The organism is Kluyvera sichuanensis, assembly GCF_014218705.1.
GTDB classification, from domain to species: domain Bacteria; phylum Pseudomonadota; class Gammaproteobacteria; order Enterobacterales; family Enterobacteriaceae; genus Kluyvera; species Kluyvera sichuanensis.
Genome location: NZ_JABBJF010000010.1, coordinates 84,314 through 111,069, shown reverse-complemented (window position 1 = coordinate 111,069; position 26,756 = coordinate 84,314). Strand labels below are relative to the sequence as shown.

20 protein-coding genes are annotated in these 26,756 nt (G+C 50.7%); 7 read left to right on the top strand and 13 right to left on the bottom strand.

Annotated elements, in window-relative coordinates:
- Nucleotides 1-17: 17 nt before the first annotated feature.
- From creD to creA, 4 genes are read right to left on the bottom strand one after another with little or no spacing between them, the layout of a single operon-like run.
- Nucleotides 18-1,370, bottom strand: a complete 1,353-nt coding sequence (creD, locus tag HII27_RS13055; RefSeq protein WP_185668275.1) for a cell envelope integrity protein CreD — start codon at nucleotides 1,368-1,370, stop codon at nucleotides 18-20.
- A 57-nt stretch (nucleotides 1,371-1,427) separates the two neighbouring features.
- On the bottom strand, nucleotides 1,428-2,852 hold the full coding sequence (creC, locus tag HII27_RS13050) for a two-component system sensor histidine kinase CreC (protein WP_185668274.1): 1,425 nt from the start codon (nucleotides 2,850-2,852) through the stop codon (nucleotides 1,428-1,430).
- Nucleotides 2,852-3,541, bottom strand: coding sequence for a two-component system response regulator CreB (creB, locus tag HII27_RS13045; RefSeq protein ID WP_185668273.1), 690 nt, complete (start codon nucleotides 3,539-3,541; stop codon nucleotides 2,852-2,854). Before creB ends, creC begins: the two co-directional genes overlap by 1 nt.
- Before the next feature lie 12 nt (nucleotides 3,542-3,553).
- Entirely contained in the window at nucleotides 3,554-4,027 is a 474-nt protein-coding gene (gene creA / locus HII27_RS13040) for a protein CreA (RefSeq protein ID WP_185668272.1), read from the bottom strand.
- 211 nt (nucleotides 4,028-4,238) lie between these two features.
- On the opposite strand from creA, the gene robA reads away from it, so the two are divergent.
- Nucleotides 4,239-5,108, top strand: a complete 870-nt coding sequence (gene robA / locus HII27_RS13035) for an MDR efflux pump AcrAB transcriptional activator RobA (RefSeq protein WP_185668271.1) — start codon at nucleotides 4,239-4,241, stop codon at nucleotides 5,106-5,108.
- On the opposite strand, the gene gpmB is transcribed toward robA, so the two are convergent.
- Nucleotides 5,105-5,752 (bottom strand): 2,3-diphosphoglycerate-dependent phosphoglycerate mutase GpmB, encoded by a 648-nt coding sequence (gene gpmB, locus HII27_RS13030; protein ID WP_185668270.1) that lies wholly within the window; start codon nucleotides 5,750-5,752, stop codon nucleotides 5,105-5,107. The two genes, robA and gpmB, sit on opposite strands and share 4 nt — an antisense overlap.
- Nucleotides 5,753-5,805: 53 nt before the next feature.
- Between gpmB and yjjX the strand changes: the two genes are divergently transcribed.
- Nucleotides 5,806-6,324, top strand: coding sequence for an inosine/xanthosine triphosphatase (yjjX, locus tag HII27_RS13025; RefSeq protein ID WP_185668269.1), 519 nt, complete (start codon nucleotides 5,806-5,808; stop codon nucleotides 6,322-6,324).
- 16 nt (nucleotides 6,325-6,340) lie between these two features.
- Here the strand turns inward: yjjX and trpR are convergent, their stop codons facing one another.
- Together trpR and sltY are read right to left on the bottom strand one after the other, a co-directional pair.
- The gene (gene trpR, locus HII27_RS13020; RefSeq protein ID WP_185668268.1) at nucleotides 6,341-6,664 is read right to left on the bottom strand and encodes a trp operon repressor; all 324 of its coding nucleotides are present in this window, start codon (nucleotides 6,662-6,664) and stop codon (nucleotides 6,341-6,343) included.
- 63 nt (nucleotides 6,665-6,727) lie between these two features.
- On the bottom strand, nucleotides 6,728-8,665 hold the full coding sequence (sltY, locus tag HII27_RS13015) for a murein transglycosylase (protein ID WP_185668267.1): 1,938 nt from the start codon (nucleotides 8,663-8,665) through the stop codon (nucleotides 6,728-6,730).
- A gap of 218 nt (nucleotides 8,666-8,883) precedes the next feature.
- On the opposite strand from sltY, the gene ettA reads away from it, so the two are divergent.
- From ettA to HII27_RS12990, 5 genes are all read left to right on the top strand, one after another.
- A complete protein-coding gene (ettA, locus tag HII27_RS13010) occupies nucleotides 8,884-10,551 on the top strand; it encodes an energy-dependent translational throttle protein EttA (protein ID WP_185668266.1) in 1,668 nt (555 codons plus the stop codon).
- Between the two features lie 485 nt (nucleotides 10,552-11,036).
- Nucleotides 11,037-12,095 carry a capsule biosynthesis protein gene (locus tag HII27_RS13005; RefSeq protein ID WP_185668309.1) on the top strand — a complete coding sequence of 353 codons (1,059 nt, stop codon included), beginning with the start codon at nucleotides 11,037-11,039 and terminating at the stop codon, nucleotides 12,093-12,095.
- A 30-nt stretch (nucleotides 12,096-12,125) separates the two neighbouring features.
- Complete coding sequence (locus HII27_RS13000; RefSeq protein WP_185668265.1) at nucleotides 12,126-13,799, top strand: polysaccharide biosynthesis/export family protein; 1,674 nt, start codon at nucleotides 12,126-12,128, stop codon at nucleotides 13,797-13,799.
- Between the two features lie 65 nt (nucleotides 13,800-13,864).
- Nucleotides 13,865-15,886 (top strand): capsular polysaccharide biosynthesis protein, encoded by a 2,022-nt coding sequence (locus HII27_RS12995; RefSeq protein ID WP_185668264.1) that lies wholly within the window; start codon nucleotides 13,865-13,867, stop codon nucleotides 15,884-15,886.
- A gap of 14 nt (nucleotides 15,887-15,900) precedes the next feature.
- On the top strand, nucleotides 15,901-17,172 hold the full coding sequence (locus HII27_RS12990) for a capsule biosynthesis protein (protein WP_185668263.1): 1,272 nt from the start codon (nucleotides 15,901-15,903) through the stop codon (nucleotides 17,170-17,172).
- A 16-nt stretch (nucleotides 17,173-17,188) separates the two neighbouring features.
- On the opposite strand, the gene HII27_RS12985 is transcribed toward HII27_RS12990, so the two are convergent.
- The 6 genes from HII27_RS12985 to radA form a co-directional block, all read right to left on the bottom strand.
- Nucleotides 17,189-20,950, bottom strand: a complete 3,762-nt coding sequence (locus HII27_RS12985) for a CDP-glycerol glycerophosphotransferase family protein (protein ID WP_185668262.1) — start codon at nucleotides 20,948-20,950, stop codon at nucleotides 17,189-17,191.
- On the bottom strand, nucleotides 20,940-22,064 hold the full coding sequence (locus tag HII27_RS12980) for a stealth family protein (protein ID WP_191092081.1): 1,125 nt from the start codon (nucleotides 22,062-22,064) through the stop codon (nucleotides 20,940-20,942). The genes HII27_RS12985 and HII27_RS12980 overlap by 11 nt, the downstream gene beginning before the upstream one ends.
- Nucleotides 22,065-22,098: 34 nt before the next feature.
- Nucleotides 22,099-22,770 carry an ABC transporter ATP-binding protein gene (locus tag HII27_RS12975; protein WP_185668261.1) on the bottom strand — a complete coding sequence of 224 codons (672 nt, stop codon included), beginning with the start codon at nucleotides 22,768-22,770 and terminating at the stop codon, nucleotides 22,099-22,101.
- Nucleotides 22,767-23,543: an ABC transporter permease gene (locus HII27_RS12970; RefSeq protein WP_185668307.1), complete on the bottom strand. Its 777-nt coding sequence runs from the start codon at nucleotides 23,541-23,543 to the stop codon at nucleotides 22,767-22,769. The genes HII27_RS12975 and HII27_RS12970 overlap by 4 nt, the downstream gene beginning before the upstream one ends.
- Nucleotides 23,544-24,028: 485 nt before the next feature.
- Nucleotides 24,029-25,255 (bottom strand): multifunctional transcriptional regulator/nicotinamide-nucleotide adenylyltransferase/ribosylnicotinamide kinase NadR, encoded by a 1,227-nt coding sequence (gene nadR, locus HII27_RS12965; protein ID WP_185668260.1) that lies wholly within the window; start codon nucleotides 25,253-25,255, stop codon nucleotides 24,029-24,031.
- A 118-nt stretch (nucleotides 25,256-25,373) separates the two neighbouring features.
- On the bottom strand, nucleotides 25,374-26,756 hold the full coding sequence (radA, locus tag HII27_RS12960; protein ID WP_035894570.1) for a DNA repair protein RadA: 1,383 nt from the start codon (nucleotides 26,754-26,756) through the stop codon (nucleotides 25,374-25,376).

Sequence of the window (26,756 nt, the reverse complement as noted above, 5' to 3'; positions counted from 1 at the left end):
TTTTTTATGTCTTTGTTTTACTTCCAGATACGAAGCTCATCGTCCTTCGGTTGAGCTTTCTCGGGCGCGTCAGGTGGAGTGGGTTTAGCGACAGAAAGCGCATACCAATCCAGATGACGCGTCAGGAACATCACCGCGCAGAGTGCCAGCAGTAAAATACCCGATCCCATCAGCAGCGAGCTCTCCTCGGAGCGTAACAGCCCCCACATCACGCCATCCAGCGCCAGCAGTGCCAGGGTAAACGGTACCGCGCGCCGCCACCCTTTAAGTACCGCCTGCAAATATACGCCGTTCATCAGCGCCCCAACCAGGCTTGCCGTAATCCAGGCTGGCGTAAAGCCAATATGCTCGGACAGCGCCAGCAGCAGCAGGTAAAACATCACCAACGAAAGCCCCACCAGCAGATACTGCATAGCGTGCAGACGCAGCCCCGTCAGCGTCTCAAAGACGAAGAAGGAGACGAACGTAAGCAGAATCAGCAGGACAGCATACTTTGTTGCCCGGTCGGTCAGTTGATACTGGTCGGCCTGAGTGGCGACGGCCACGCTGAATGAAGGCAGCGTACGCCAGGATCTCCCCTGCTCTAAACTGTCGCCCAGGTTATTGGCAAACCAGCTGCTTTGCCACTGCGCCTGGTATCCCGTTTCGCTAATTTCACGCTTGCCGGGCAGGAAGTCACCCAGGAAGTTCGGATGCGGCCAGTTGCTGGTCAGCCGCATTTCGCTACTGCGGCCAACGGGGACTACCGAGAAGCTGCCGGTGCCGCTTAAATTAAGCGACATGTTCAAATCAAGATTCTGCCGCCAGTTATCCGGCAGCGGGATATGCATCCCCTCTTTGTTTTGTGCCAGCCCCGTTCCCGGTTCAGCAACCAGCGTCGTCCCATTCATCTGCGGCGCCTTCACTACGCCAATGCCTCGCGCATCACCAACGCCCACCACAATAAACGGCTTACCCAGCGTGACGCCGGGCTTATCCAGCTCGCTCAGGCGGGATACGTCAAATTTGGCGTTGATGACCGTATCGGTATGCCACACCTGACCTTGATAAATACCAATCTGCCGCGCTTCTACGTTCTGGTTACCCTCCACCATCAGCGACTCCGGCAGCCAGAAGTGGATGAAGTTACGCTGCCGCGTCACCTCTTTATCATCTTCCATTCGGGTGTATAGCTCGGTGGCAGGAATCGCAATCAGCGGCCCCACCACTTTTTGCGGCCCGCTGGTGCTTTGGCGGATCGAGTCCTCCACTTCACCTCGGTAATCAGCCCGTTCGACGATAACCTGTCGAACCATCATCAACGGAATTAACAACAGCACCATCGCGCCACCCAGGGTGACAATTTTCCAGAACAGGGGGGATTTCAACATAGCGTTCTCCTTTGCAATAACCGCAAAGTACGCCTGCTATGTGGGGAGAATTTGAAGCTATGTGAAGTGACGGTGAAGTCTTAAAACGGCTTCAGTGCCCCCTTCCGGGCGGTTACGCAGGGTGATTTCACCTTTGAAGAGCCGGGCAACTTCACGGACGAACGCCAGGCCAAGACCACTGCTCTTGAGGCCATTTTCACGCGGCAGCGAATAGAATCGCTCAAAAATACGCGGCAACGCGTAGTCGGGAATACCGCTGCCGCTGTCGGCCACGAGAAGTAGTACTTGCTCACCCTGCTGCTGTACGCTCAGGGTGATAGCCCCCTTTTCCGGGGTAAAATCGATGGCATTATCCAGTAAGTTGCCCAGCGCTTGCTCCAGTAAGGCGGCATCCGCTGCCACATGCAGCGGCTGGGCATCAATGGTCACGGCAATGTGTTTATCCGCAAGCTGCACGCTGCGCGCTTCAACAATTTGCGCCAGCAGCGCCTCTACGGCTACCGGCACCAACGCGACCTCCTGGCGATTCTCCAGTCGCGCCTGGCGCAGCAGCGTTTCCACCAAAAGCTGCATACGGGCATTCTGACGCAGAATATTATCGGTAAAACGGGCCACCACGCTGGGCGGTGGGCCTTCTCGCAGAATCTCCGCCGCGCCGCGAATCGCCGCCAGCGGGCTTTTCAGCTCATGGGTCAACGCATAGACGTACTGCTCAATATAGTTCTTCCCCTCCAGCTTCAGGCGCATGCTTTCCAGCGCCTGCGCCAGCCGACGCAGCTCGCTGCTGCCAAGCGACGGCAGCGCCACCGGCTGGTCTTCGGTGATGGCGTCAGCGTAGCGGGTGAGTTTGGCAATCGAGCGGTTAATCCACCAGACCATACCAGCCCCAATCACCAGCGCGATCCCTAATAATACTGCGCTCGCCCACAGGATCCGCCGCTCGCTGCGTTTGATCACCGGCGCCATCGCGGCGTTCGGTTTCCCGACGCTCAGTACGCCGATAGTCTTCCCGCCGTCGATAATCGGTGCGGCGACATACATCACCGAACTTTCAGGATCGGCAGGATCCCGCAGCGTGCTACGCGCACCGTATTGCCCACGCAGCGTAAGCCAGACGTCGTTCCAGCGAGAATAGTCCTGCCCTACGGCTTGCCCCGTAGAATCAAACAGCACCTTCCCCTGCGCATCCGTCATATAGACATGGTATTCGTTACGCACTTTGCTAATACCGCCGATATTGGCGCGAAACGGAGAGTTATGCAGACGCTCAAACGCCCTGGCCAGCTGGCCATGAACCGGATCGCCAGAGAGCAGATCATCACGCGCTACCGAGGCCAGCAGCGTAGCGGTATCGATAAGCGTCCCTTCCGTGGCACGACGAACTCCCGGCTTAATTTCCTGGACAAAGATCGACAGCACAAACCAGGCGGCCACGGCAACAATCAGAAAGTAGCCCAGCAGCAGCCGCATGCCTATGCGCATCAGAGGATCCTCAGACTGTATCCCATGCCGCGATGGGTATTGATCGGCGAAAGATCGGGGTTCACGGCGCGTAACTTAGCGCGCAGCGTTTTGATATGGGTATCCACCGTTCGGTCGAAGCTCTCTTGCGCGTCGGCCCAGACGATGTCCATCAGCTGCTGGCGGGAATAGACACGCCCTGGAGAGGCCAGCAGCGTTTTCAGCAGCAGGAATTCGTAGCGCGTCAGCGGTAGCGGCGTATCAAACCAGCTCACCAATGCCGCCGGTTCGTTAAGCTCAAAATGACCGGCGCGCACCACCGGCGAGGGGGTAGAAAACTTGGTCACGCGTCTGAGCAGCGTGCGGACTCTGGCGCACACTTCGCGGGGAGAAAACGGTTTAGCCACATAATCGTCCGCGCCAATCTCCAGCCCCAGCAGGCGATCGACCTCATCGCTGCGAGCGGTAAGGAACAGAACAGGCAGCGCCGGAAACCGTGCCAACAGCTGTCGGCACAGTTCAAAGCCGCTGATATCCGGCAGCCCAACGTCGAGAATCACCACGTCAGGCTGGCAGCGGTGCGCTTTTTCCAGCGCGGGCAGGCCGCGCTCAAATGCTTCAACGCTAAATCCTTCCTGCTGAAGCATGTAGATAAGCGTATCTGCAATTCCCTGTTCATCTTCAACTAACCAGACCACTGCCTGTTGCATAAAGCGTCCCTGTTATTCGCGCCACGGCATAATAGGCACTGCGCTAATGGCATTTTTCGGCGAACCGTCCACCACCTTATCGGAATAGGCAAGGTAGGCCAGCGTGTTACGTTTTGCATCGTAGAAACGAACGACCTGCAGTGACTTAAACACCAACGACGTGCGTTTCTTAAAGACCACGTCCCCTTCCGCTTTGCCGTTCTTAATTTTATCGCTCAGCTCCACCGGCCCAACCTGCTGGCAGGAGATAGCAGCATCGGAAGTATCTTCCGCCAGCCCCAAACCACCTTTGATGCCACCGGTCTTAGCGCGACTGACGTAGCAGGTCACGTTTTTGACATCCGGATCGTCAAAAGCTTCCACTACGATTTTATGATCGGGACCAAACATTTTGAAAACCGTATCAACAGAACCAATCTGCTCAGCGTGAGCGCCCAGGCTAGAGAGACTTAATAACAGACCAGCCATTAATTTCTTGTATTTCATATTGTTACCATTTTCGTCGATTGCATTGAAGAATTATTCAACATCAGCCAGGAAAGTATTTAAAGATCACAGCTTTACAAAAATCAGCCTTATTTCTAATGTAAAATCGCACTTATGCACAAAAAAAACACTGAATGCTAAAACAGCAAAAGATGCTATTATCCGCTACTTTGGTAACAGGCACCTACGAAATTAAGGATGAGGGCATTTTATGGATCAGGCTGGAATTATTCGCGATCTCCTCGTTTGGCTGGAAGGGCATTTAGATCAGCCTTTATCGCTGGATAATGTGGCGGCAAAAGCGGGTTATTCCAAGTGGCACCTGCAACGTATGTTCAAGGACGTTACCGGCCATGCTATCGGCGCTTATATCCGCGCTCGCCGTCTGTCTAAATCTGCCGTTGCGCTGCGTTTAACCGCGCGCCCAATCCTGGATATTGCCCTGCAATATCGTTTTGACTCCCAGCAAACCTTTACCCGCGCGTTTAAGAAGCAGTTTGCGTTAACGCCCGCGCTATACCGCCGTTCTCCGGACTGGAGTTCGTTCGGTATGCGTCCGCCGCTGCGCCTGGGTGAGTTTGCGATGCCGCAGTACGAGTTCATCACCCTACCGACCCCCCATCTGGTGGGGGTAACCCAGAGCTACACCTGTAAACTGGAAGAGATTTCCGATTTCCGCCAGCAGATGCGCGTTCAGTTCTGGACCGACTTCCTCGGCAACTCGCCGTCAATTCCGCCAATGCTCTACGGCCTGCATGAGCCGCGCCCAAGCCTGGAAAAAGACGATGAGCAAGAGGTGTTCTACACCACGGCGCTGACGCCGGAGCTGGCAAACGGCCATATCAACAATGCGCATCCGGTGACCCTTGAGGGCGGCGAATACGTCATGTTTACCTATGAAGGGCTGGGAACAGGCCTGCAGGAGTTTATCCTGACCCTGTACGGCACCTGCATGCCGATGCTGAATCTGACGCGCCGTAAGGGCCAGGATATCGAGCGCTTCTTCCCGCAGGATGAAGCCCGGAATCAGGAACCGCCTATTCAACTGCGCTGCGAGTACCTGATCCCGATTCGTCGTTAACGCTGCAGCTCATCCAACGCAGGGGTGTCCAGATGCGAGACATCCCCTGCCGTTTCTACCACCCATCCCGGCGCCAGCCACAGGCTTTCCTGATAATCCACCCTTGAGATAGAGCAGTTACGCAGGCGTAAGCGGCGTTCCGCATGGGCTGGCAGCCCCAGGATCGTACCGACCAGGCAGCCAAGTGCAATACCGTGGCTCACCAGCAGCGGCCGACTGCCAGCAGGCAGATCGAGACAAGCGTTCAACGCGGCGCGCATGCGCACGCTCAGCTCCTGCATCGACTCACCTTCAGGAATACGTCCGTCCGGCGTACCATTGACCACCAGCCGACGCCACGCCTCTTCTTCCGCGCTTAGCGAATCGAGATGGCGTTGCTCCAGCACGCCCATATCAAGCTCGCGCAGACGCGCATCGAACGTCACGCCACAGCCGCAAGCATCCGCAATGATCTCGGCGGTACGGCGCGTACGGCCCAGATCGCTGGCAATGACGTGCGTAATGCCGTAGGTGCGAACGCGGTCGCCGACCTGTACAGCTTGCTGTTCTCCTTTAGCCGTCAGTGGGCTATCGGACTGGCCTTGAATACGCCGTTCGGCGTTCCACTGCGTTTCGCCATGGCGAACAAGATATACCTGTAACATGTTTTTTATCCGTTATACTGCGATGACATTTTATTAGCTGAGTTGTGTAGATTATGCATCAAGTTGTCGCTGCTACCACCAATCCTGCCAAAATTCAGGCGATTCTTGCCGCATTTGACCAGATTTTTGGTGAAGGATCCTGCCAAATCACTCCTGTTTCCGTCGATACCGGTGTACCTGAGCAGCCGTTCGGTAGCAGTGAGACGCGTGCCGGCGCACGTAACCGCGTCGCCAACGCACGCGAGGCTCATCCGAACGCGGATTTTTGGGTCGCCATTGAGGCAGGGATCGATGAAGGCGCCACCTTCAGCTGGGTAGTCATTGAGAGAGGCGTACAGCGCGGAGAAGCCCGCTCCGCCACTCTACCGCTGCCAGAAGCTATTCTTGAGCAGGTTCGCGCCGGGGAAGCGCTGGGGCCAGTGATGTCGAAGTACACCGGCATTGATAAGATTGGCAATAAAGAAGGCGCTATCGGCGTATTCACCGCGGGCGTACTCACCCGCAGCAGCGTCTATCATCAGGCAGTGGTGCTGGCGCTTAGCCCCTTCCATAACGACCTGTATCGTCGGTAACCTGCCGGATAGCTGATTAGGTTTTTGGCAGGGTTTGTTCCAGCCACTGGCGCAATTCTACCGGCGCCGATTTCAGGCTGTTCGATCCGCGGGTGATCGTCGCGATCCCCGCGCCCAGCTCATTTTTCAGCTCACGCTGGCTCATCTCACCGCGCAGCAGCTCTTCAATAATGCGCACGCGGGTTCCCAGCGCTTCACGCTCGTCCGGGGTCATCATCAGATTGAGTAACGGCAGCGCAAGCTCATCGGTATACGCCAGACGCAGAAGCTCCACAAAGCGAAGCCACTCCTGGTTGCGCTGCTCCGCCACCGTGGCGGAATAAGGGGATTGTTGGGTCATGTCGGGCCACCATGTTATGCTTGTACTCTTAAACGAGTACAAGCATAACACAGGTCTTACGCATCAGTAACGTCGTTGCCACTCATTGCTGCTAAGCACATCCTCTTTCTGCCCCATAAAGTGACGATAGTAAGCGTCATAGGCCAGCACGTTCTTCACGTAGCCGCGAGTCTCAGAGAACGGGATACTTTCGATAAACGCCACCGCATCGATACGCCCGGCGCTGTTACCAAGCCAGGTGCGCACGCGCCCAGGCCCGGCGTTATAGGCCGCGGAGGCGAAGATACGGTTGTTTTCGAACTGCTGGTAGACGTACTGCAGATAGCTAGTCCCAATATTGATATTGGTTTCCGGGTCCAGCAGTTGCACAGGATTACTGTAGCCCGGCAGATTAAACATCTTCACCGTATGAGTCGCGGTACCCGGCATAATCTGCATCAGGCCGCTTGCCCCAACCGGTGACTTCACCTTCGGATTCCACGCACTCTCCTGACGAGCTATCGCCATTGCATAGCTTTGAGGCACGTCTTTCCCCGTGGTGTAGCGAACAAACAGGTCGTTATAAGCCAGCGGGAAACGCTCCTGCAGGTTATCCCACAGTTTGCCGGCAATGGTGGCCTGCACGCTGAGATCCCACCAGCGCTGATCGAACGCATAGCGCGCCAGCTGGGCCTGCTCCGTCTGGCTACGGCTGCTCACCAGGTTGGCCCATTCGCTACGGGCGGTGTTGTCCTGATTCCAGTACATCAGCTCACGCACCCGCGCCATTTCCGCACCGCCGGTCAGCGTCGACGAGATGGTGCCCGGCGCTTTCTCAACTCGCAACGGATAAGGTTCGCCCAGACGCTGCGCGGCAACCATCGGATAAAAACCGCGCTGCTGCATTAAAGCCAGCAGGATAGACCGCGCTTCATCATCACGCCCGCGCTCCATCAGCAGGTCGGCCTGCCAGTAGCGCCACTCATCTTTGTCTTTGGCCTCCATCGGCAACCGTGCCAGCCAGGTGTTGAGCCCAGCGCGGTCGCCCGTGCCTAACGCCATGCGCACACGACGCTCAATCAGCGACGTTGACTGCGAACGCATGATGGCGTCATCACGCCAGCGCGCCTGCTCATCGGTCACGTCGTTGCCCATCAAGCGCCAGGCGACGATATCACGCAGCTCCTGGGTCTGATCGTCATTCAACTGCTGCGCCTGCACCAATGTAGGGATCATCAGGCGCGCATTTTCAACATCCTGACGTGCCACGCTGCTGAAGGCGACCGCCGCCAGCTGGCGGGTAAAATCGGTCGCGCCGGTGGTGCGAGCAAAGGTCAGTACGTTGTTCGGGTTATTGGCGAGATCGGTAATCGCCGTAGCAATAGTTTGATACTGCGATGGCATCTGTGACGCCAGCGCTTTCACCAGACCGGTATTGCCCGCTTTCATCGCCAGTCGAATACGTTCAAGGTAAGCCAGAGGATCCTGAGTACCAGAAGCACGCCAGGCGCCAAACAGCTTATCGCAGGCGTTCGGCCGGTTTTGCCCCGTCAACCACAGCGTTTTTGCGCCATCCCAGGCACCCTGAGTATCGCCCACGGCGTATTGGGCATAGTAGTAATTACACTGCGCTTCTACCGTTCCTGGCTTCTCAGGGCTGAACGCCAGCAGCCCGCGCCAGTCTTCCCGGCGGGCCAGTTCATTCACAAAGCGGTTTCTTAAGGTGCGCGCAGGCGGAAGCGTAGGGTTGGCCTGCACGAAGTTGGTCACCGCCAGCGCTGGCGTATTCATCAGGTCGCTCGACAGCTGCCGATACTCCAGGTAGGGGTACAGCGGGTAATCACGCAGGGTCGGCATCAGCTGATCGACCACATCCATCTGGTTGTTATCCCAGGCCTGTTTGATTTGCGCATAGCGGCTTCGCTGCTGATCCAAGGTATCTGCGCGGGCTACGCTGCTCACCGTCAGCAAGCAGACCCCTGCCGCCAGCAGACGCCACGTCATTTGTTTGGCTTTTTGCACAAGCTCTTCCTCGTTGTCACGTTACGTCAGTACAGCATCATGCCGCGTAATAAATTGATGCTAACGACTGATCGGCTAATACGCCACGCCATGAACACTTTTTTACGTTTTATATGCGACGTAGCACACCTGAATTTGCCTGCTGGGATTGAACGTTGAAAACAGCTACACTTCGCCTTTGAAAAACTCTATTCACTATAAAAGAGGCGAAGTCCAACGTGGCTCAATTCGTTTATACCATGCATCGTGTCGGCAAAGTGGTTCCGCCGAAACGTCATATTCTTAAAAACATCTCGCTGAGCTTCTTCCCTGGCGCAAAAATCGGTGTTCTGGGCCTGAACGGTGCCGGTAAATCCACCCTGCTGCGCATCATGGCCGGTATCGATACCGATATCGAAGGCGAAGCTCGCCCACAGCCGGGTCTCAAGATTGGTTACCTGCCGCAGGAACCCAAGCTGAACCCTGAACATACCGTTCGTGAATCGGTTGAAGAAGCCGTTGCCGAAGTGGTTAACGCGCTGAAAGGCCTGGACGAAGTGTACGCGAAGTATGCTGAACCAGACGCCGACTTCGACAAGCTGGCCGCCCAGCAGGGTAAGTTCGAAGAAATTATCCAGGCGCACGACGGTCACAACCTGAACGTGCAGCTGGAGCGCGCCGCTGATGCGCTGCGTCTGCCGGACTGGGACGCGAAAATCGAAAAACTCTCCGGTGGTGAACGCCGCCGCGTCGCGCTGTGCCGCCTGCTGCTCGAAAAGCCAGATATGCTGCTGCTCGACGAACCAACTAACCACCTGGATGCAGAATCTGTGGCCTGGCTGGAACGCTTCCTGCACGACTTCGAAGGCACCGTTGTGGCGATTACCCACGACCGTTACTTCCTCGATAACGTTGCCGGTTGGATCCTCGAGCTTGACCGCGGTGAAGGTATTCCGTGGGAAGGTAACTACTCCTCCTGGCTGGAGCAGAAAGATCAGCGTCTGGCTCAGGAAGCTTCTCAGGAAGCGGCTCGCCGTAAATCCATTGAGAAGGAGCTGGAGTGGGTACGTCAGGGCGCTAAAGGCCGTCAGTCTAAGGGCAAGGCCCGTCTGGCACGCTTTGAAGAGCTGAACAATACCGAATACCAGAAGCGTAACGAAACCAACGAACTGTTTATTCCACCTGGCGCACGCCTGGGCGATAAAGTCGTTGAAGTGAGCAATCTGCGTAAATCCTACGGCGATCGCGTACTGATCGACGACCTGAGCTTCTCAGTGCCGAAAGGCGCTATCGTCGGCATCATCGGCCCGAACGGCGCGGGTAAATCCACCCTGTTCCGCATGATGTCCGGTCAGGAACAGCCTGATAGCGGTACCATCACCCTGGGTGAAACCGTGAAGCTGGCGTCCGTTGACCAGTTCCGTGACGCGATGGATAACAGCAAAACCGTGTGGGAAGAAGTGTCCGGCGGGCTGGATATCATGAAGGTTGGCAACATCGAAATGCCAAGCCGTGCGTACGTTGGCCGCTTTAACTTCAAAGGCGTCGACCAGGGCAAACGCGTAGGCGAACTGTCCGGCGGTGAGCGCGGTCGTCTGCATCTGGCGAAGCTGCTGCAGGTTGGCGGCAACATGCTGCTACTCGATGAACCCACAAACGACCTGGATATCGAAACCCTGCGCGCGCTGGAAAACGCCCTGCTGGAGTTCCCAGGCTGCGCAATGGTTATCTCGCACGACCGTTGGTTCCTCGACCGTATTGCCACCCACATTCTGGACTACCAGGATGAAGGTAAGGTTGAGTTCTTCGAAGGTAACTTCACCGAATACGAAGAGTATAAGAAACGCACGCTGGGCGCTGATGCGCTGGAGCCGAAACGTATCAAGTACAAACGTATCGCCAAGTAATCTTCATCAGGCGAATAACTTCGGTTATTCGCCTTTTATTTAGTACAAAAATAAATTCTCCATTTATATTTCAAAACCATTCAATAACATATTCAAATATGATTATTATCATTCACCGCATTTCTTTTCCATCAGGATTGAGATAGTTCAATAGCTGTGTTAAAAATACCTCTTCGAATAAAACAGACTACTTCACCTTTAATTTATTCACGAAGCAAATCCGCAATAACAGTGCCATTTAAATAATAAATCAATGACATTCATAAGGAATTGACATGTCTTATTTTTCTATCTTTATCGCTACGCATGACGGTAAACCTATTATTCATAATAACTATTTTATATCTATTAAAAAGGTTTAAATCAGCGAAGCTATGAAAATAATTTCTCCGCGCATATCGGCGATATTACTGGCAACAGCAAAAAACTATCGCAAGATAGCCAACGAACTGCAGCACGTTGAAATACAACGCCACCTGTGGCGAATGATGATCGCCGCCCCCATGCTACTGCTGCTCATTTATCTATTTATCTTCAGCGAACCGCGGTTTGTCAGCGAATCAAAAGTGGCCGTTAAACGCCCTGCGGATATTGATAGTGCCAGCCTGAACGTCGGCCTGTTATTAGGGGGTTCAACCTCTTCATCGGCCGAAGACTCACTGTATCTTAAAGAATATATAAATTCTCCGGATATGATGCATATTCTCGATAAGCAGCTGAATTTCCATCAGGCGTTTGGCGAGAGCGGCTTAGATATTTTTTATCACTTATCAGCGAAGACCACGAATGAACGACTGCTGGACTATTATCGCCAGCGTATTTCGGTGAACTATGATGAAAAAAATGGCCTGCTGACCATCCAGACGCAGGGATTTACTCCTGAATTTGCCCTTCAATTTAACCGCGCCGTACTCAAAGAATCGGAGCGCTTTATCAATGAACTGTCTCACCAGATATCCCGTGAACAGATGACGTTTGCGGAAGAGCAACTACAGCAGGCCAGATCCCGATTAAACACCAGCAAACAAGCGTTAATCACCTATCAGAACAACCACAATATTCTGGATCCGCTGGCCTCTGCGGAGGCGGCTACCACGCTGGTGAATACGCTACTGGCGAAAAAAATTGAGATGGAGGCAGATCTCCGCAACCTACTGACCTACCTGCGTAGCGATGCGCCTCAGGTGGTCAGCGCCAGGAACGCCATTACCTCTTTGCAATCTCAAATCGATCAAGAACAAAGCAAGATCACCGCCCCCGAAGGCAAAAAGCTCAACAGCATGGCGGCCGATTTTGAAGAGATAAAGTCGCAGGCCGTTTTTGAAGGCGATCTGTACGCGCTCGCGCTCAAAGCCTTTGAAAAAACGCGAGTAGAAAGCGCCAGAAAGTTAAAAACGCTCGCCACCATCAGCACCCCGCAACTGGCACAAGAGTCGACGTTTCCCAACGTCCCTTACCTGCTGATGAGCTGGCTGCTGGTCTGCTGCCTGCTGTACGGGGTAGCCCGATTACTGCTGACCATTATTGAAGATCATCGCGACTGACGCTAACGCCAACACTGAAACGGATTCTCTATGAAACGAGCCACACTCATTTTCTTATTTCTGTTACTGCAATCGAGCACCTCTTTTGCCGTTGGCGTAACGGCAGACCCTGAATTGACCGGCGCGGCCCCGCTCCCTTCTGTGCTAACGCCGCAAAACGGTAGCGCCGCCGACGCCAGCGGTTTTGATAACACACCGCCTCCGCCGCTGTTCCCCTCCAATAGCCGGATGTTCGGCGCCCAACTCTTTACCGGCACGTCTGCGGATAGCGGTGCCAGTATCGGCTTTAACCCGAACTATGTAATTGGGCTCGGCGATACCGTACAGGTTCGCCTCTGGGGGGCATTTGCCTTCGACGGCGCGCTGACGGTCGATCCTAAAGGTAATATTTTTGTGCCGAATATTGGTCCGCTAAAAGTCACCGGCGTCGCCAACAGCCAACTCAATAGACTGGTCACCACCAAGGTAAAAGAGGTGTACCAATCTAACGTCAACGTATATGCCTCATTGCTGCAGGCTCAGCCGGTGAAAGTCTTTGTCACCGGGTATGTCAAAAATCCTGGGCTGTACGGCGGCGTGGCGTCGGATTCATTGCTCTCTTATCTGAGCAAAGCCGGAGGCGTGGACAGCGAACGTGGCAGCTACGTTGATATCGCGATAAAACGCGGGAAATCAACGCGTACCCGCGTCAATTTGTACGATTTTCTGCTTAACGGCACGCTGGCGCTCTCGCAGTTTGCCGATGGCGATACCATTGTGGTTGGCGCCAGAAAACAGACTTTTAGCGTTGAGGGCGACGTTTATAACGGTTACGACTTCGAGTTTTCTGAAGGTTCCATTCCCGTTCAGGAGGCCCTGAACTGGGCGCGACCTAAGCCAGGCTCAACTCACTTCACCATCGTACGCCAGCAGGGTACGGTCAAGCGGACAGAATACTACCCGCTGGGTAGCGCGGCCGGGAGAAGCCTGCAGGATGGCGACAAGCTGATTATCAGTTCCGACCGCTACGCGGGCACAATCCAGGTGCGCATTGAAGGCGCGCATTCCGGCGAGCACGCGCTGGTTCTGCCTTACGGCAGCACGATGAAGCAGGTGCTCTCGCAGATCAGAACTAATAGCATGTCGCGGATGGACAGCATTCAGCTGTATCGCCAGTCCGTCGCCCTGCGACAAAAAGAGATGCTCGATCTCTCCTTACAGAAACTGGAAGAAGCTTCCCTCTCCTCTCAGTCCGCCACCCAGGAAGAAGCGCGTCTGCGCGTTCAGGAAGCACAGCTGGTGAGCCGATTTGTGGCTAAAGCCCGCAGCGTCGTCCCCAAAGGCCAGGTCGTTCTCAATGAAAGTAATCTCGATTCGGTACTGCTGGAGGATGGCGACGTCGTCACCATCCCAGAGAAAACGTCGCTGGTGATGGTGCACGGTTCGGTGCTGTTTCCCAACGCAGTCAGCTGGCAGGAGAAGCTTGATGTTGATGATTATATTAAAAAATGTGGCGGCCTGACGCAAAAGTCCGGGCAGTCGAAAATCATCGTGATTCGCCAGGATGGCGAAGCGCTAAACGCCGACGATGTTAATACCATCAAAGCGGGCGATGAAATTATGGTTCTGCCGAAATATGAATCAAAGAACATCGAGGTCACGCGCGGCATTTCTACCATTCTTTACCAGTTGGCCGTTGCGGCAAAAGTGATTTTGGATCTGTAAAACCCGATAAGAGCGGCGGGTTATTCCGCCGCTACCTCATCATAGCGATAGAGAATGTAATCAGGATGATTGGCATTTATTCATCAGGCCTCTGGAAGACGCCGCACCTTGAGGCGTTTCTCGGTGAACCCGGCATCAAGCTGACGCCCCACAGCAACCTCGCGTCAATCCGCCTTCGCGCCGTCGCGGTATGGGGAGAGCGCCCTTCGGCGCAGCGCCCCATCAAACTGGCCCGACAGGCCGGTATTCCCATCCTACGACTGGAAGATGGTTTTACCCGTTCGCTAGGGCTAGGCGTAAATGGCGCACCGCCGCTGGCGATGGTGGTAGATGACTTGGGCATTTACTACGATGCCCGCACGCCCAGTCGGCTGGAAAAACTGATTCAGATAGCCGCCGCCGACCCCTATCAGGAAGGCGACGCGCTGCGCGCTATCGCCATGATGGTTAACTACGATCTCTCAAAATATAACCATGCCCCGCCCTTTTCAGAGCGCTCAACGGGCAAAGAGATCGTATTGGTTATCGACCAGACCTTTGGTGATATCTCCGTGAAACTAGGCGGAGCAAACGAACACCAATTTGCCGCCATGCTTTCCAGCGCCTGTCGCGAGCATCCACAGGCCGAAATCTGGGTTAAAACGCATCCTGACGTGCTGAGTGGTAAAAAACGCGGCTATTTCAACGCCCTGCCAGCCAACCCACGAATCCGGCTGTTCATCGAAGACGTTAGCCCGCAGTCTTTGCTGCAACACGTCAGCACGGTCTACACCGCAACGTCGCAGTACGGTATCGAAGCGCTGATGGCCGGTAAACGTGTTGTCTGTTTCGGGCTGCCCTGGTATGCCGGATGGGGGCTAACGGACGATCGGCACCCTGATGCGCCAGCGCTTGCCGCACGGCGTGGTTCTGCACCGCTAACGGCGCTGGTCAGCGCCGCCTGGCTCCGCTACACCCGCTATATTGACCCCTACGCCGGCGAACGGGCCACGCTTTTCGACGTGCTGGACTATCTGCATCTGAATCGAACCCACCAACTCGCCCGGCGAGGGTATTTATGGGCGCCGGGTATGACGCTCTGGAAAAGCAGCGTTGTGAAGCCCTTTTTACGCACGACGGATAATCAGGTGAGTTTCTCCCGCCGCAGCAAAGAGGCGACAGCGTGCATCGTCTGGGGAATTCAAGGCGAGGCGCGTTGGAAAGATAAGGCGGCAGAAGGCAACCTCCCTATCTGGAGAATGGAAGATGGCTTTCTACGTTCATCAGGCCTTGGTTCAGATCTGTTACCTCCGCTTTCGCTGGTGCTCGACAAGACAGGGATTTACTACGATGCCACTCGCCCCAGCGATCTGGAGACGCTGCTCAGCCACTCTCTCCTGACCGTCGAACAGCAGCAGCGAGCTTCGCAACTCCATCAGCATCTGGTGAAGAATAAGCTCAGTAAGTATAACCTCGGTAAACGCTGGCAGCGTCCGGCGACCGGGGATAAGCGGGTGCTGCTGGTTCCAGGGCAGGTGGAGAACGATGCCTCCATCGCGACGGGAACACTCAGCATCAATACCAACCTGACACTCCTGCGTACCGTACGCGAGCGTCATCCAGATGCATTTATTATTTATAAACCGCACCCCGACGTGCTCACCGGTAACCGTCCCGGCCACATTACTGAAGAAGAGATGACGAGCCTTGCCGACTGCGTGGCGCTTGATGCCGATATTATCGAGTGCATTCAGCAGGCCGATGAACTCCACACCATGACCTCACTGTCCGGGTTTGAAGCGCTGCTGCACGGTAAGCTGGTGTACTGCTACGGCCAACCGTTCTACGCCGGATGGGGGCTTACCGTGGATGAACACCCCAATGCTCGTCGCCAGCGGTCGTTAACGCTGCAGGATCTCATCTACCAGACTCTCATTGCCTACCCAACCTATATCCACCCGCATGACCAGCGCGTCATCACGGCCGAAGCAGCTGCGGCGTGGCTGATGACGCAAACCCGCCCCGATATGGCGGCAAAGAAAAAAGCCAATCGACTGGTACGTCTGAGTCGCAAGGCCATCAATTTTTACCGCGTAAAATTCAAATAAAATCAGGAGGGTGCATGGAAAGCACCGCAATGAACAACCTGCTGGCAGGTAAGCGCTATTTGCTTTTACAAGGCCCAATGGGCCCCTTCTTTTCTGATCTAGCCGGTTGGCTGGAGAGTAAAGGGCGAGAGGCCGTCAACGTTGTGTTTAACGGCGGTGACCATTTTTATTGCCGCCAGCGCTCCGTGCTGTACTACACCCAAACCCCCGCGCAGTTTGCCCGCTGGCTTAAAGAAGTCTGGCAAACCTATCCCTTTGACACGCTGGTCTGTTTTGGCGATTGCCGCCCTTTGCACCAGGCGGCGCGCCAGTGGGCTAACGCAAAGGGACTGCGGTTTCTGGCGTTCGAAGAAGGCTACTTGCGTCCTCATTTCATTACGCTTGAGGTAGGCGGCGTTAACGCCTACTCTTCCCTCCCTCAGGAACCCGACTTTTATCGCCAGTTGCCGGAGATGCCGCCACGCGTTATTCAATCACTGAAACCCTCCACGCGCCTGCGCTACTGGCATGCAACCTGGTATTATCTGATTGGCTGGTTTCACCAAAAGCAGTACCCACACTATCGGCACCACAAGTCGTTCTCTCCGTGGTATGAGATGCGATGCTGGATCCGAGCGTGGAGGCGTAAACACTGGTATGCCTTCAGCGAACGGCATATGCTCCCGCGCTTGCAAAACCAGCTGGATAATCGTTTTTACCTGGCCATTTTACAGGTCTACAACGACAGCCAGATTCGGCAGCACAGCCCATATAACGACGTTCGCGAGTATATTAATGATGTGATTTACTCTTTCGCGACCAAAGCCCCAGCGACAAAGTTTCTCGTGTTTAAACACCATCCAATGGATCGCGGCCACCGTTTGTATGCTCCCTTGATTAAGCGCCTCAGTAAAAAATATGGGGTCCGGAATCGCGTGCTCTATGTGCACGACCTACCGATGCCGGAAATGCTGAAGCACGCAAAAGCGGTGGTGACGATTAACAGTACGGCGGGGCTGTCTGCGCTGATACACAATAAATCGCTGAAGGTGATGGGTGATGCCCTGTACGACATGAAAGGGTTGACCTATCAGGGGCATCTGCACCAGTTCTGGACGGCGGGCTTTCGCCCGGATATGAAGTTGTTGGGCAAGTTTCGAGGATATTTGTTGGAAACGACACAGATAAATGAAGTATTTTACGGAAAACATAATGCCAGTGTGGAGCAACCTAATCGGGTAAATGCTCATGCCTTTATCGCTGATAAGGCTGTCTCCACACATAGGAACATCACTAAACAAAGCTAGCCTGAAGAAGGTAACATTAGTACCGATTAACGTTTACCAACTCACTTAACTTTTTCAAATCCTGAAGTTTTGTCATAGCCTCAGTTGTCACCTGTAACGGGGCTAATGATAAATAACGACGCCAGCTTTGATAAGCATCCTCCCAGTCATCATTCAGCTGTGCAAGCTCAGCCCTTAAGGCCCAACCTGAAGGCTCCAGAGTCTCTTCTTTTGTTTTTAAATTCAACAATGCTGGCATCAACTGCCCGCTGAATCTTAATGCATTTGACAGATCCTCGACGGCTTGCGAGTTAGCCAAGTTGTTTTTCGACAGATAACTCACCGCTAAATCCCATTTATCCAGCAGCATACATATTTTTGAATAAAAGTATTCATTACTCTCATCATAATGATCAGGTTTCAATCGTTCGAACTGTTCTCGAGCCACATCCTTTTGGTCAAGCTGACAGAGTGCCGCCACATAATAGAACACGTAAACAATGGGTAGGGATGCTATATCATGAGCAATAGTCGAGAATTGCTCGCACACTGTTTCCCACTCTTGTAGCTCATAGAGCAAGCCTATTTTCTTATAGATAACAAAAATATCAACACCACGCAGACACTCAGCTTTATTAATACAGCCCATGGCCTCTTGATAATTTTTCAGCCCTGCATAAGCATCGGATAAAACCAATAACCGATAATATTCATCACTCTCATCAACCGGTTCCGAGTTAAGTAATTCAATAGCTTCCCTATATTGGTAATGTGATAAAAGTGAAAATGCGCTCAATAAAAGACCATTACCAGGCGTCAGCATTGATTCAGTCGGCAACGCTTTATACTCACTGGAGTGTAAAAAACAGAAGAGATAATGGTAGTAATTATCCGAGACAGATTTAACGCCAGAAATTCTAAAGAAATTAATTGCGGAACTCCATTCCTGCATTGCCAACATCAGCAACGCTCTTGATAAGTACAATGAAGAATCAACATTATCGCCACAAGAAGAAAATAACATTTCGAGATATTTAGCTGCCGCATTTAACTTACCAGACTCCCGCAACACCGTTACATATAAAAGGTTATCGCTTAAGGAAACATTCGAATTTCGAGAAATATACTGTTCCCACCAACGCTCAGACAGAGTGATCTGATGCGCATTTAATGACTGAATGGCATAGTCTCGCAAAATATTATCATCAACATAATCATCGGGCATAGGCGCATCAAGTTTGATAATTTCGTCATAAACTCTCTGGCAGCAGTGTCCGTCACGATAGGGGAACGTAGCGTCGATACGTGACTGGATAATCGCATCGGGTTTCGCATCATTCTTTAACAGCACCTCAAGGCTTGATAACAACGCCTCTTCAGTGGTGGCGACATCGCCAAAGCCGTGCTCCCGATAATCAAAATACCCTTTCGTGTAGGCATGACCACCGGAGAAGAAATCAGCTTCATCGAATTGATAGTACAATGTAGGTTTGTTGATAACCGCCATTTCGAATGCGACCGATGAATAGTCGGTTATCATCATTGCCGCTTTACCAAACAGGTTCTGGATACTGCCGTCCTGGTGTGTAATTTTCTTAATATATTCCGGGACTGAAAACTCTTTAATATATGGTTGAATGTTGGCATGAGGAAAAAATACAACCTGAAAATTATATCTGAGGGATAACTCTTTTAATTTATTAGAGTGAATAAAATTGTACCATCGCATAGCAAATTCAGATTGCATAAAACTAGGGTTTTTCGCTCTATTATTACCCATAGCGATGGTATTATCAACAATATCTTTTCGCCAGGTTGGCATAACAAGAATTATTCGTTCACCACGGCCAGAATTAATTAGAAGATCATGCCGAGGGAAACCAGTCAGAACGACTTCTTTATTACTATAAATATACTTTGATTCATACCTAACGATAGAGTTATACTCATAAGGAGAGGCAGTAACAAAACAATCAATGTTATCCTTGTGATTTAACCACGTTGAAAGGTCATCTTTGGTTACTCCATGCTGCAGAAAGATAAAATGCCTTCCTTTCAGCATATTATCACCTAAATAGTTAACAACATAATGGTCGACATGAGAACTAATCACTTTACTACAAGACTTTAATATCGCTGTATGTTCTTCTGAACCATAAGAAATAAGATTAAAACCTTCTTCTCTCAACCTATTCCAATCATGAGAGTCAGAACTTAGGATAAAGAATATTGCTCGTTCAGGATACTCATTCATAACATAACGATATAAATGCTCTGCGTTATCATCAGCCTGAGTATCTCGATCCATAAATACCCAAGAATTTATATAGCAACTTTTCTTATCATAAAACTGATTATTTGATAAAAAATAATCAATAACATCTCTTACATTAATAGATGATAAATATTGCTTTCCAGCAAAATGAATCTTTGTAGGTAAATTGGATATCTGCAAGTCTATTTCCCGTGCATTTCCGACATCAACCCATATCCTTCGTTCATAAATAAAATCTAAATCAAGAAAATCATGTCGTGTTTTTTTTACATAAGCTGGAATAACACTAACGCCATCAACAATTATATTTTCAAACTTATCATTATAGGTGAAGTATCTTAAAAGAACCTGATTTTTATATTTATCATAACGTTCAACATAAGCAATCTGTAATTTTGGACTTTCTCCTTTAAAACAAGATATCATGCCAAGTTTATGATAAAACCAACAACCGGCCAGATCAAAATCATTGATAACATCAGAATCGATATATTTGAACACATCAATTAATAATTGAGTATACTCCTTCCTCTCCTCATCAGACAAAAATGAAATTCTTTCAGAGTGGTTCACAATCTGTTTTAGTTGCCAGACAACCTCATACAATACAGTATTCTGAACAAAACGAGGAATAACCCCATATTTCACAGCGTAATCATGCAACATTGATAAGTAACCATATCTTGTTACTTTAGTATATCTTTCGACTTTTCCCCATGCAGTGTCTAACGTAGATGAACCATCATCTCTTTTTCTATACAAATATTTAGCATCCCTAAGAAATGCTACTTGTTCAGTATGAATGTTGCACATCAAATAATCAGCAATAAATTTTCCGTCTTCAAAATTTGGCTTTATTTGAGAGTTAAACTGAAGGTTGAAATTAGAGATAATTCTAGTACAAAAGAAAGCCGTACTGCTGGAAAGTTGAATATGTTTGTTTAGCTTACTTATACTTAAAGCTATATTTCCTTTAGCATATTTAAATCTTAGAGGATGTGAATCCTTAAATGACTTATTATTCTCATAATAAAATATAATATTACATGAAACCATGCAGTATTGATCATTTCCTGCACTGACAAAAGAGTCAACCTCATAGAAATAATTAACATCAACAAAATCATCAGGATCGATAAACGTCACCCACTCTGTTTTTACATGCTCAAGGCCCAGATTTCGCGCCGAAGCTTGCCCGCCATTCTCCTTTCGGAGATAGAGTATGTTGTCAGGGTATTTGCTCTGCCATTTTTTAATAATTGCCGCTGAATCATCGACAGAGCCGTCATCAACCATAATTAAATAGATATTTTTCTTGAAGTTCAGTTTCTGATTAACAAGACTTTTAAAGTAATCATCAAGATATCTCCCGACATTATAAACGGCAGAGACAACCGTATACTCATAGTTACCATCTACCTTCTTAGAATAGAGGCCACTTACCTTTTTTCTCTTTTTTGCGAGCATATCGCTAAAAAACAAACCTGGATTTCGCATTAATTTTTTTAACTTTTTATTTAACATCCATATTACCCTTTCTAAAATACTTTATTAACATATTCATTAGTGAACCTTGATAATTTTCTACATTTTTTCTCGTTGATGTGAAATCATTAGCGCAAAAAGAATGAGGAGCGCTTAATATTTTGTATCTAAGCAACGCCAAATAGCACCCCCTGGCAACAGGTGAGCGAATATTAAAGTAATAGCAGATATCCCTGGCAGGAATTGACTGCTGTTTAAAATACGAAAACCACGGCACTAAAAATGTTGCTAAATTTAGGTCAAAATCTGATCTGAATCTATTACATAAAAAAATATCAATTTCATTATAATATTTACCCCAGACTTCTTCGAACATACTTTTCTTTAGTGGCACATAAGTATGGACCAATGGCGTCAACACTTCATAACCAAAGGCACCTTTTAATAACTCACTGGCATGTATAGATGCACTTAACGTTGGGGTAGTCACTCCTCTATTTTTCATCTCTACAAGATTTTTCCGTGATAAGAAAATAGAAGCTATACCGTTACTTTTAAAAAAATGGCCTTGTGGCAATTCACGGGCAACAAAAACGTCATCATTAAAATAGATGAAATGCTCTGAAAGTTCTTTTATTTTATGAAGATGCGCTTCAATAACATGAGAATTAAACGTCGGCAGATATTTTTCTGGTATAATATCTTTATGATCGACAACGATAACATTCTCATATTTATCAACCCATTCAGGATATTGCTCATCGGTGACGATATAAATATTATTAATCCAGGGGAGATAAGTCAGCACACTTTTTACAGAGAAATAGAGTTCATTGTGATTGCTAAAACGAGCTGTATCTGTCGCATATTGACCATGAGAATCAATATTAACCATTTTGAAGCGTTTATATTTCTCTTGCCATTTAGGGTCTTTGTCATTAACCCATGTAAACACAACATCAATAGGAAAATCAGCATGCAGGATATTTTCCAATTGAAGATCGTGCCTGATTAAAATTGACTCTTCAACTTCCGGACATAATATTTCATTACGAATCACTGGGTATTTCTTGTTAAAATAATCCCGAAAAAATATGCCTGGAGAATGAATGAGCTTTGTCATTCTTTTTATTAATGATGGTTGCTTCCTCATTCTTTAATCCTTTTAACTATCTGAATATTTTCTGCTATGCTGATAAACCCTCGTCATCTCTATATCGGTTAATAACATCATCGATGCTATTGCAATATTCAATCTCATTATCACGACCAACAAAAATTGCCGCATCACAATACTCTTTCAAACTATTCAAACTATGCGATACCATTAAAAAACTCGACTCTTTATGCCGCGCATTGAACATATCCGCGCACTTCTGCTTAAATCTGGCATCACCCACTGCGGTAACCTCATCAACCAAATAATAATCAAACTTAAACGCCATACTTAAACCAAAACCCAATCGCGAGCGCATCCCTGACGAGTAGGTTCTAATCGGCATATCGAAGTATTTCCCCAGTTCGGCAAACGCTTCGACAAATGCGACCTTCTCTTTCAGTTCACCTTTTTGTGCATACAGTCGGGCGACAAACTTCACGTTTTCACGTCCAGTCAGGCTTCCCTGGAAGCCGCCGGAAAGGCCCACGGGCCACGAGATGGTACTGTTGGTGACGATCCTGCCGCTATCTGGTCGGTCTATACCGCCAATCATACGCAGTAACGTCGATTTCCCAGCGCCATTGCGGCCAATAAGCGCCACGCTTTTTCCACTCGGCAGTTCAATATTGAGATTTTTAAAGACATAGTGCCGCCCCTGGGGCGTACGATAGGATTTGGTGAGATTCTCGATGCGGATCATGATGTTAACATTGCCTCTTCGCGCAGGCGATACAGCGCAAGCCCGACAAACAGCATGAGTAGGGTACAAAAGGCCAGATAAGGCAAACTCACCCCCTGGCTTTCATAGCCCGCCACCACGCATTCGCGGCTCAGTTCAACGATATGCACGATAGGGTTCCAGAGGAGATAGGGCCAATAGTCACGCGGTACGGCATGCAGCGGGAACATGATGCAGGAGACGAAATAGAGCGGCTTTATCAGGATAGGCAGAAACTTCTCCATTTCAGGAAACGTCTTCCCTACCACCATAAACACCATTCCTAGCCCACAGGAAAAGAGAATCAATAGCAACCACGTCACTACTAAGGTAATGAGTTGCGTGACGCTAAACACCTCACCGGCAATACCGACCACGCACATCAGGACAATATAGACGCAGCTGTAGATAAGGCTTTCGAGCAATGCCCTTGCCAGGATCGTGTCGATCGGTTTTACCGGCCGATAATTAAATAACCCCTGGTTCGCATCGATTGCGCTGATAGAGCGGGTGGCAATATGGCTAAAAAGGAAATAGGGGATAATGCCGTTTATCAAAAAAACGGGAAATGAAATATCTGGCATCGTGCGGTGCATAACAAAACCAAACACCGCAAGCATAACCAGCATATGCGCGGCAGGCTCAAGAATGGCCCAGCAGTAGCCTAGCCGGTACTTGCCGAAACGCGTTTTGATCTCACGTAGAAATAGCGCGCAAACCGCTGCACGCTGGACATCGATACCGCTTCTGGCCATAAGATGTTGCTTCCATTCAGGCATGCTACCGCCCTGGCCTTATGCGACCATAGCGATAAGCAAAAAATCACAGGGGATGAACATCTTCAGGGAGTGAATAATAGAGGGTGAAACACTAATTAAAGTGAATTATAAAAACCATAAATAAATACAACTACATCATTCCCTTGATGTATCCCAATGAAATAAATTGGAGAGTGGAATTTATCTTTTAATTGTCATCATGACCAGTAGTATCTTATTTAATTAAACTTAAATTATCATTAAGCTCACATTAAATAAAATATTTTATCTATAAATCAAGAGGTTGTTAAAAATAGATGGTGATGAGAAATACGGATTTATAAAGTTATTATTCAATAATAACAACGCCAAAATAAAAATAAAGCCACTTATTATATTTCTAGCTTAATAATATCCACGATAAAATATTAACAGTGAATATAAAAATCGGCACGGTACCACGATGACGCCGTGCCGGAAGGTTAATCGCCCATCAATCCTTTCACCAGTTCCACACAGCGCAGGAACCGAGAGTCATAGTCCGACTCTTCTACATGCACAAATTCGATGTTGTTCTTTTCGAGCATCGAGACCAGCAAGGTCTGGAATTCTTTGCGGTCAACCGAACTGCCAAGGCTGCGCAAACCATCGGCAACCCACGGCGTGTTGTTTTCCAGCAGGATAACCAGGTCGAAGCGATATTCATCGATCAGCGCCTGCACGAACGGATGTTCACGGCCTTCATACTTCTTACAGAATGCCTGGGTGCTGACAAAATCGGTATCGATAAACGCGACCTTGTTGGCGTACTTCACCGCAAAGTCGATGTACTGAGCGTGCCCCAGGGCGATTTTGTCATAGTCGGAATACTGTAGCGCCATCTCGTCACCGCCCAGATGCGAGAAGACGTAGTCTCGCCCATATTCCCAGGCACTGGTGGTGTTGAAGATGTTCGCCAGCTTGTTCACCAGCGTCGACTTTCCGCTGGACTCACCGCCGAGAATTGCCACCGTACGTACGAAGAACGGCTTCACTTCGGTTGGGATGTAATCCCAGTAGCGGAACGGATTCTCACGAATCTGCGCCCCACTGATGCTCATGAAAGTCCGTTTCGGGTCAATCAGCACCGTTTCAATCCCAAGATGCTCGAGGTACTGCGGCGCATCGGCCTCTTCAGAGGAGTAAATCCAGTTGGGTTCGATGCCCTTCTCTTCCATAAAAGTCTTTATGCCCGCACTCCATACATCCCAACCGTGCGGGTACGGCTCCATGCCCTCTTCATTAAAGGCGTGAATGCGGATGTTCTTCTGGTATTTAAAGGTTTGCAGTAGCCAGCGCAGGCGGTCCGGTACGGTAGGCTGCTGCGACATAGCGCTATCTTCAAACAGCGCGCGGTCGCGCGTGTCGTCATAACCCATGATGATGTGCAGCTCGTCAACCTGGCTACAGGCGCGCTGGATCAAATAAATATGGCCGGTATGCAGCGGGTAAAACTTACCGAACACCACGCCGATATTTTTCTGCTGGCGCGGAAATTCGAGCCCGAGAAAGCGGTGTAACGCTTCGAGCTTTTGCGCACTGGGGCTCTTAATTTTGGCGTTGAGAAGCTGGCTTAAATAGCCCTTGGTCATGCCGCTGGCGTCTGCGACCTGCTGCAACGTACAGCCTTTCTGACGAATTGCGGTTTTGAGATAGTCGAACGACGACACAAGAGCCTCCTGCTGAATTGGGGTAAACCATCTACCCATTATACAAAAAACCCGGATGTACTCACGGTACTATCCGGGGAAAGAGACCGGCGACGCAATATGCCGCCAGAATTGAACATTATAGTTCGTCAAAAACGTCCAGCGCGTCGGCGAGTTTCTTCACGCCAAAGACCTTCATGCCTTCCGGAATTTTCTTTGGCACGTTTGCCGCCGGCACGATAGCGCGGCGGAAACCATGCTTAGCGGCTTCTGAAATACGCTCCTGTCCGCTAGGTACAGGACGAATTTCCCCGGCCAGCCCCACTTCACCAAAGACCACCAGATCCTGCGGCAGCGGCCTGTCGCGCAGGCTAGAAACCATCGCCATCAGCAGGGCTAAGTCAGCGCTGGTTTCGGTAACCTTCACACCACCCACGACGTTTACAAACACATCCTGATCCGCCATCTGCAGACCGCCGTGACGGTGCAGCACCGCCAGCAGAATCGCTAAGCGGTTCTGCTCAAGGCCAACGGCTACGCGGCGTGGGTTGCCCATCATGGAGTGATCCACCAGCGCCTGAATCTCTACCAGCAGCGGACGCGTGCCTTCCCATACCACCATCACCGAACTGCCGGAGGTGACTTCATCACCGCGGCTCAGGAAGATGGCAGAAGGGTTGCTTACCTCGCGCAGGCCCTGTTCAGTCATCGCGAATACGCCCAGTTCGTTCACCGCACCGAAACGGTTCTTATGGCTGCGCAGTGTACGGAAGCGCGAATCAGCGTCACCATCGAGCAGCACCGAGCAGTCGATACAGTGCTCAAGAACCTTTGGCCCCGCCAGAGAACCGTCTTTGGTCACGTGGCCGACCATCACAATCGCCACGCCGCGCGTTTTTGCAAAGCGAGTCAGATAGGCCGCGGTTTCACGCACCTGCGCCACGCTGCCTGGTGAGGACTGAATATCCGCCATGTGCATCACCTGGATGGAGTCGATAACCATCAGCTTCGGCTGCTCTTCTTCCGCTATCTGGCAAATCTGCTCGATGCTGGTTTCGGAGAGCATATTCAGGTTGGCGGTTGGCAAGCCGAGACGATGCGCGCGCATGGCAACCTGCTGTAACGACTCTTCCCCCGTGACGTACAAGGTTTTCATCTGCTCCGCCAGCTTGCACAGCGTTTGCAGCAGCAAGGTTGATTTCCCGGCCCCAGGGTTACCACCAATCAGGATGGCGCTGCCGGGCACCACGCCGCCGCCCAGTACGCGGTCAAACTCTTTAAAGCCGGTGGAAAAACGCGGCAGCTCTTCCAGGCTGATATCCGACAGTTTTTGCACCTTCGCGACACCAGCATTGCCCGCATAGCCGCTCAGGCGCTCGTTACGTGCGACCGTAGGGGAAGCCGCAACGCGCACTTCGGTGATGGTATTCCAGGCATGGCAGGCGCTACATTGCCCCTGCCAGCGCGGGTAATCCGCACCGCACTCATTACACACAAATGCGCGTTTAGGAGCTTTCGCCAC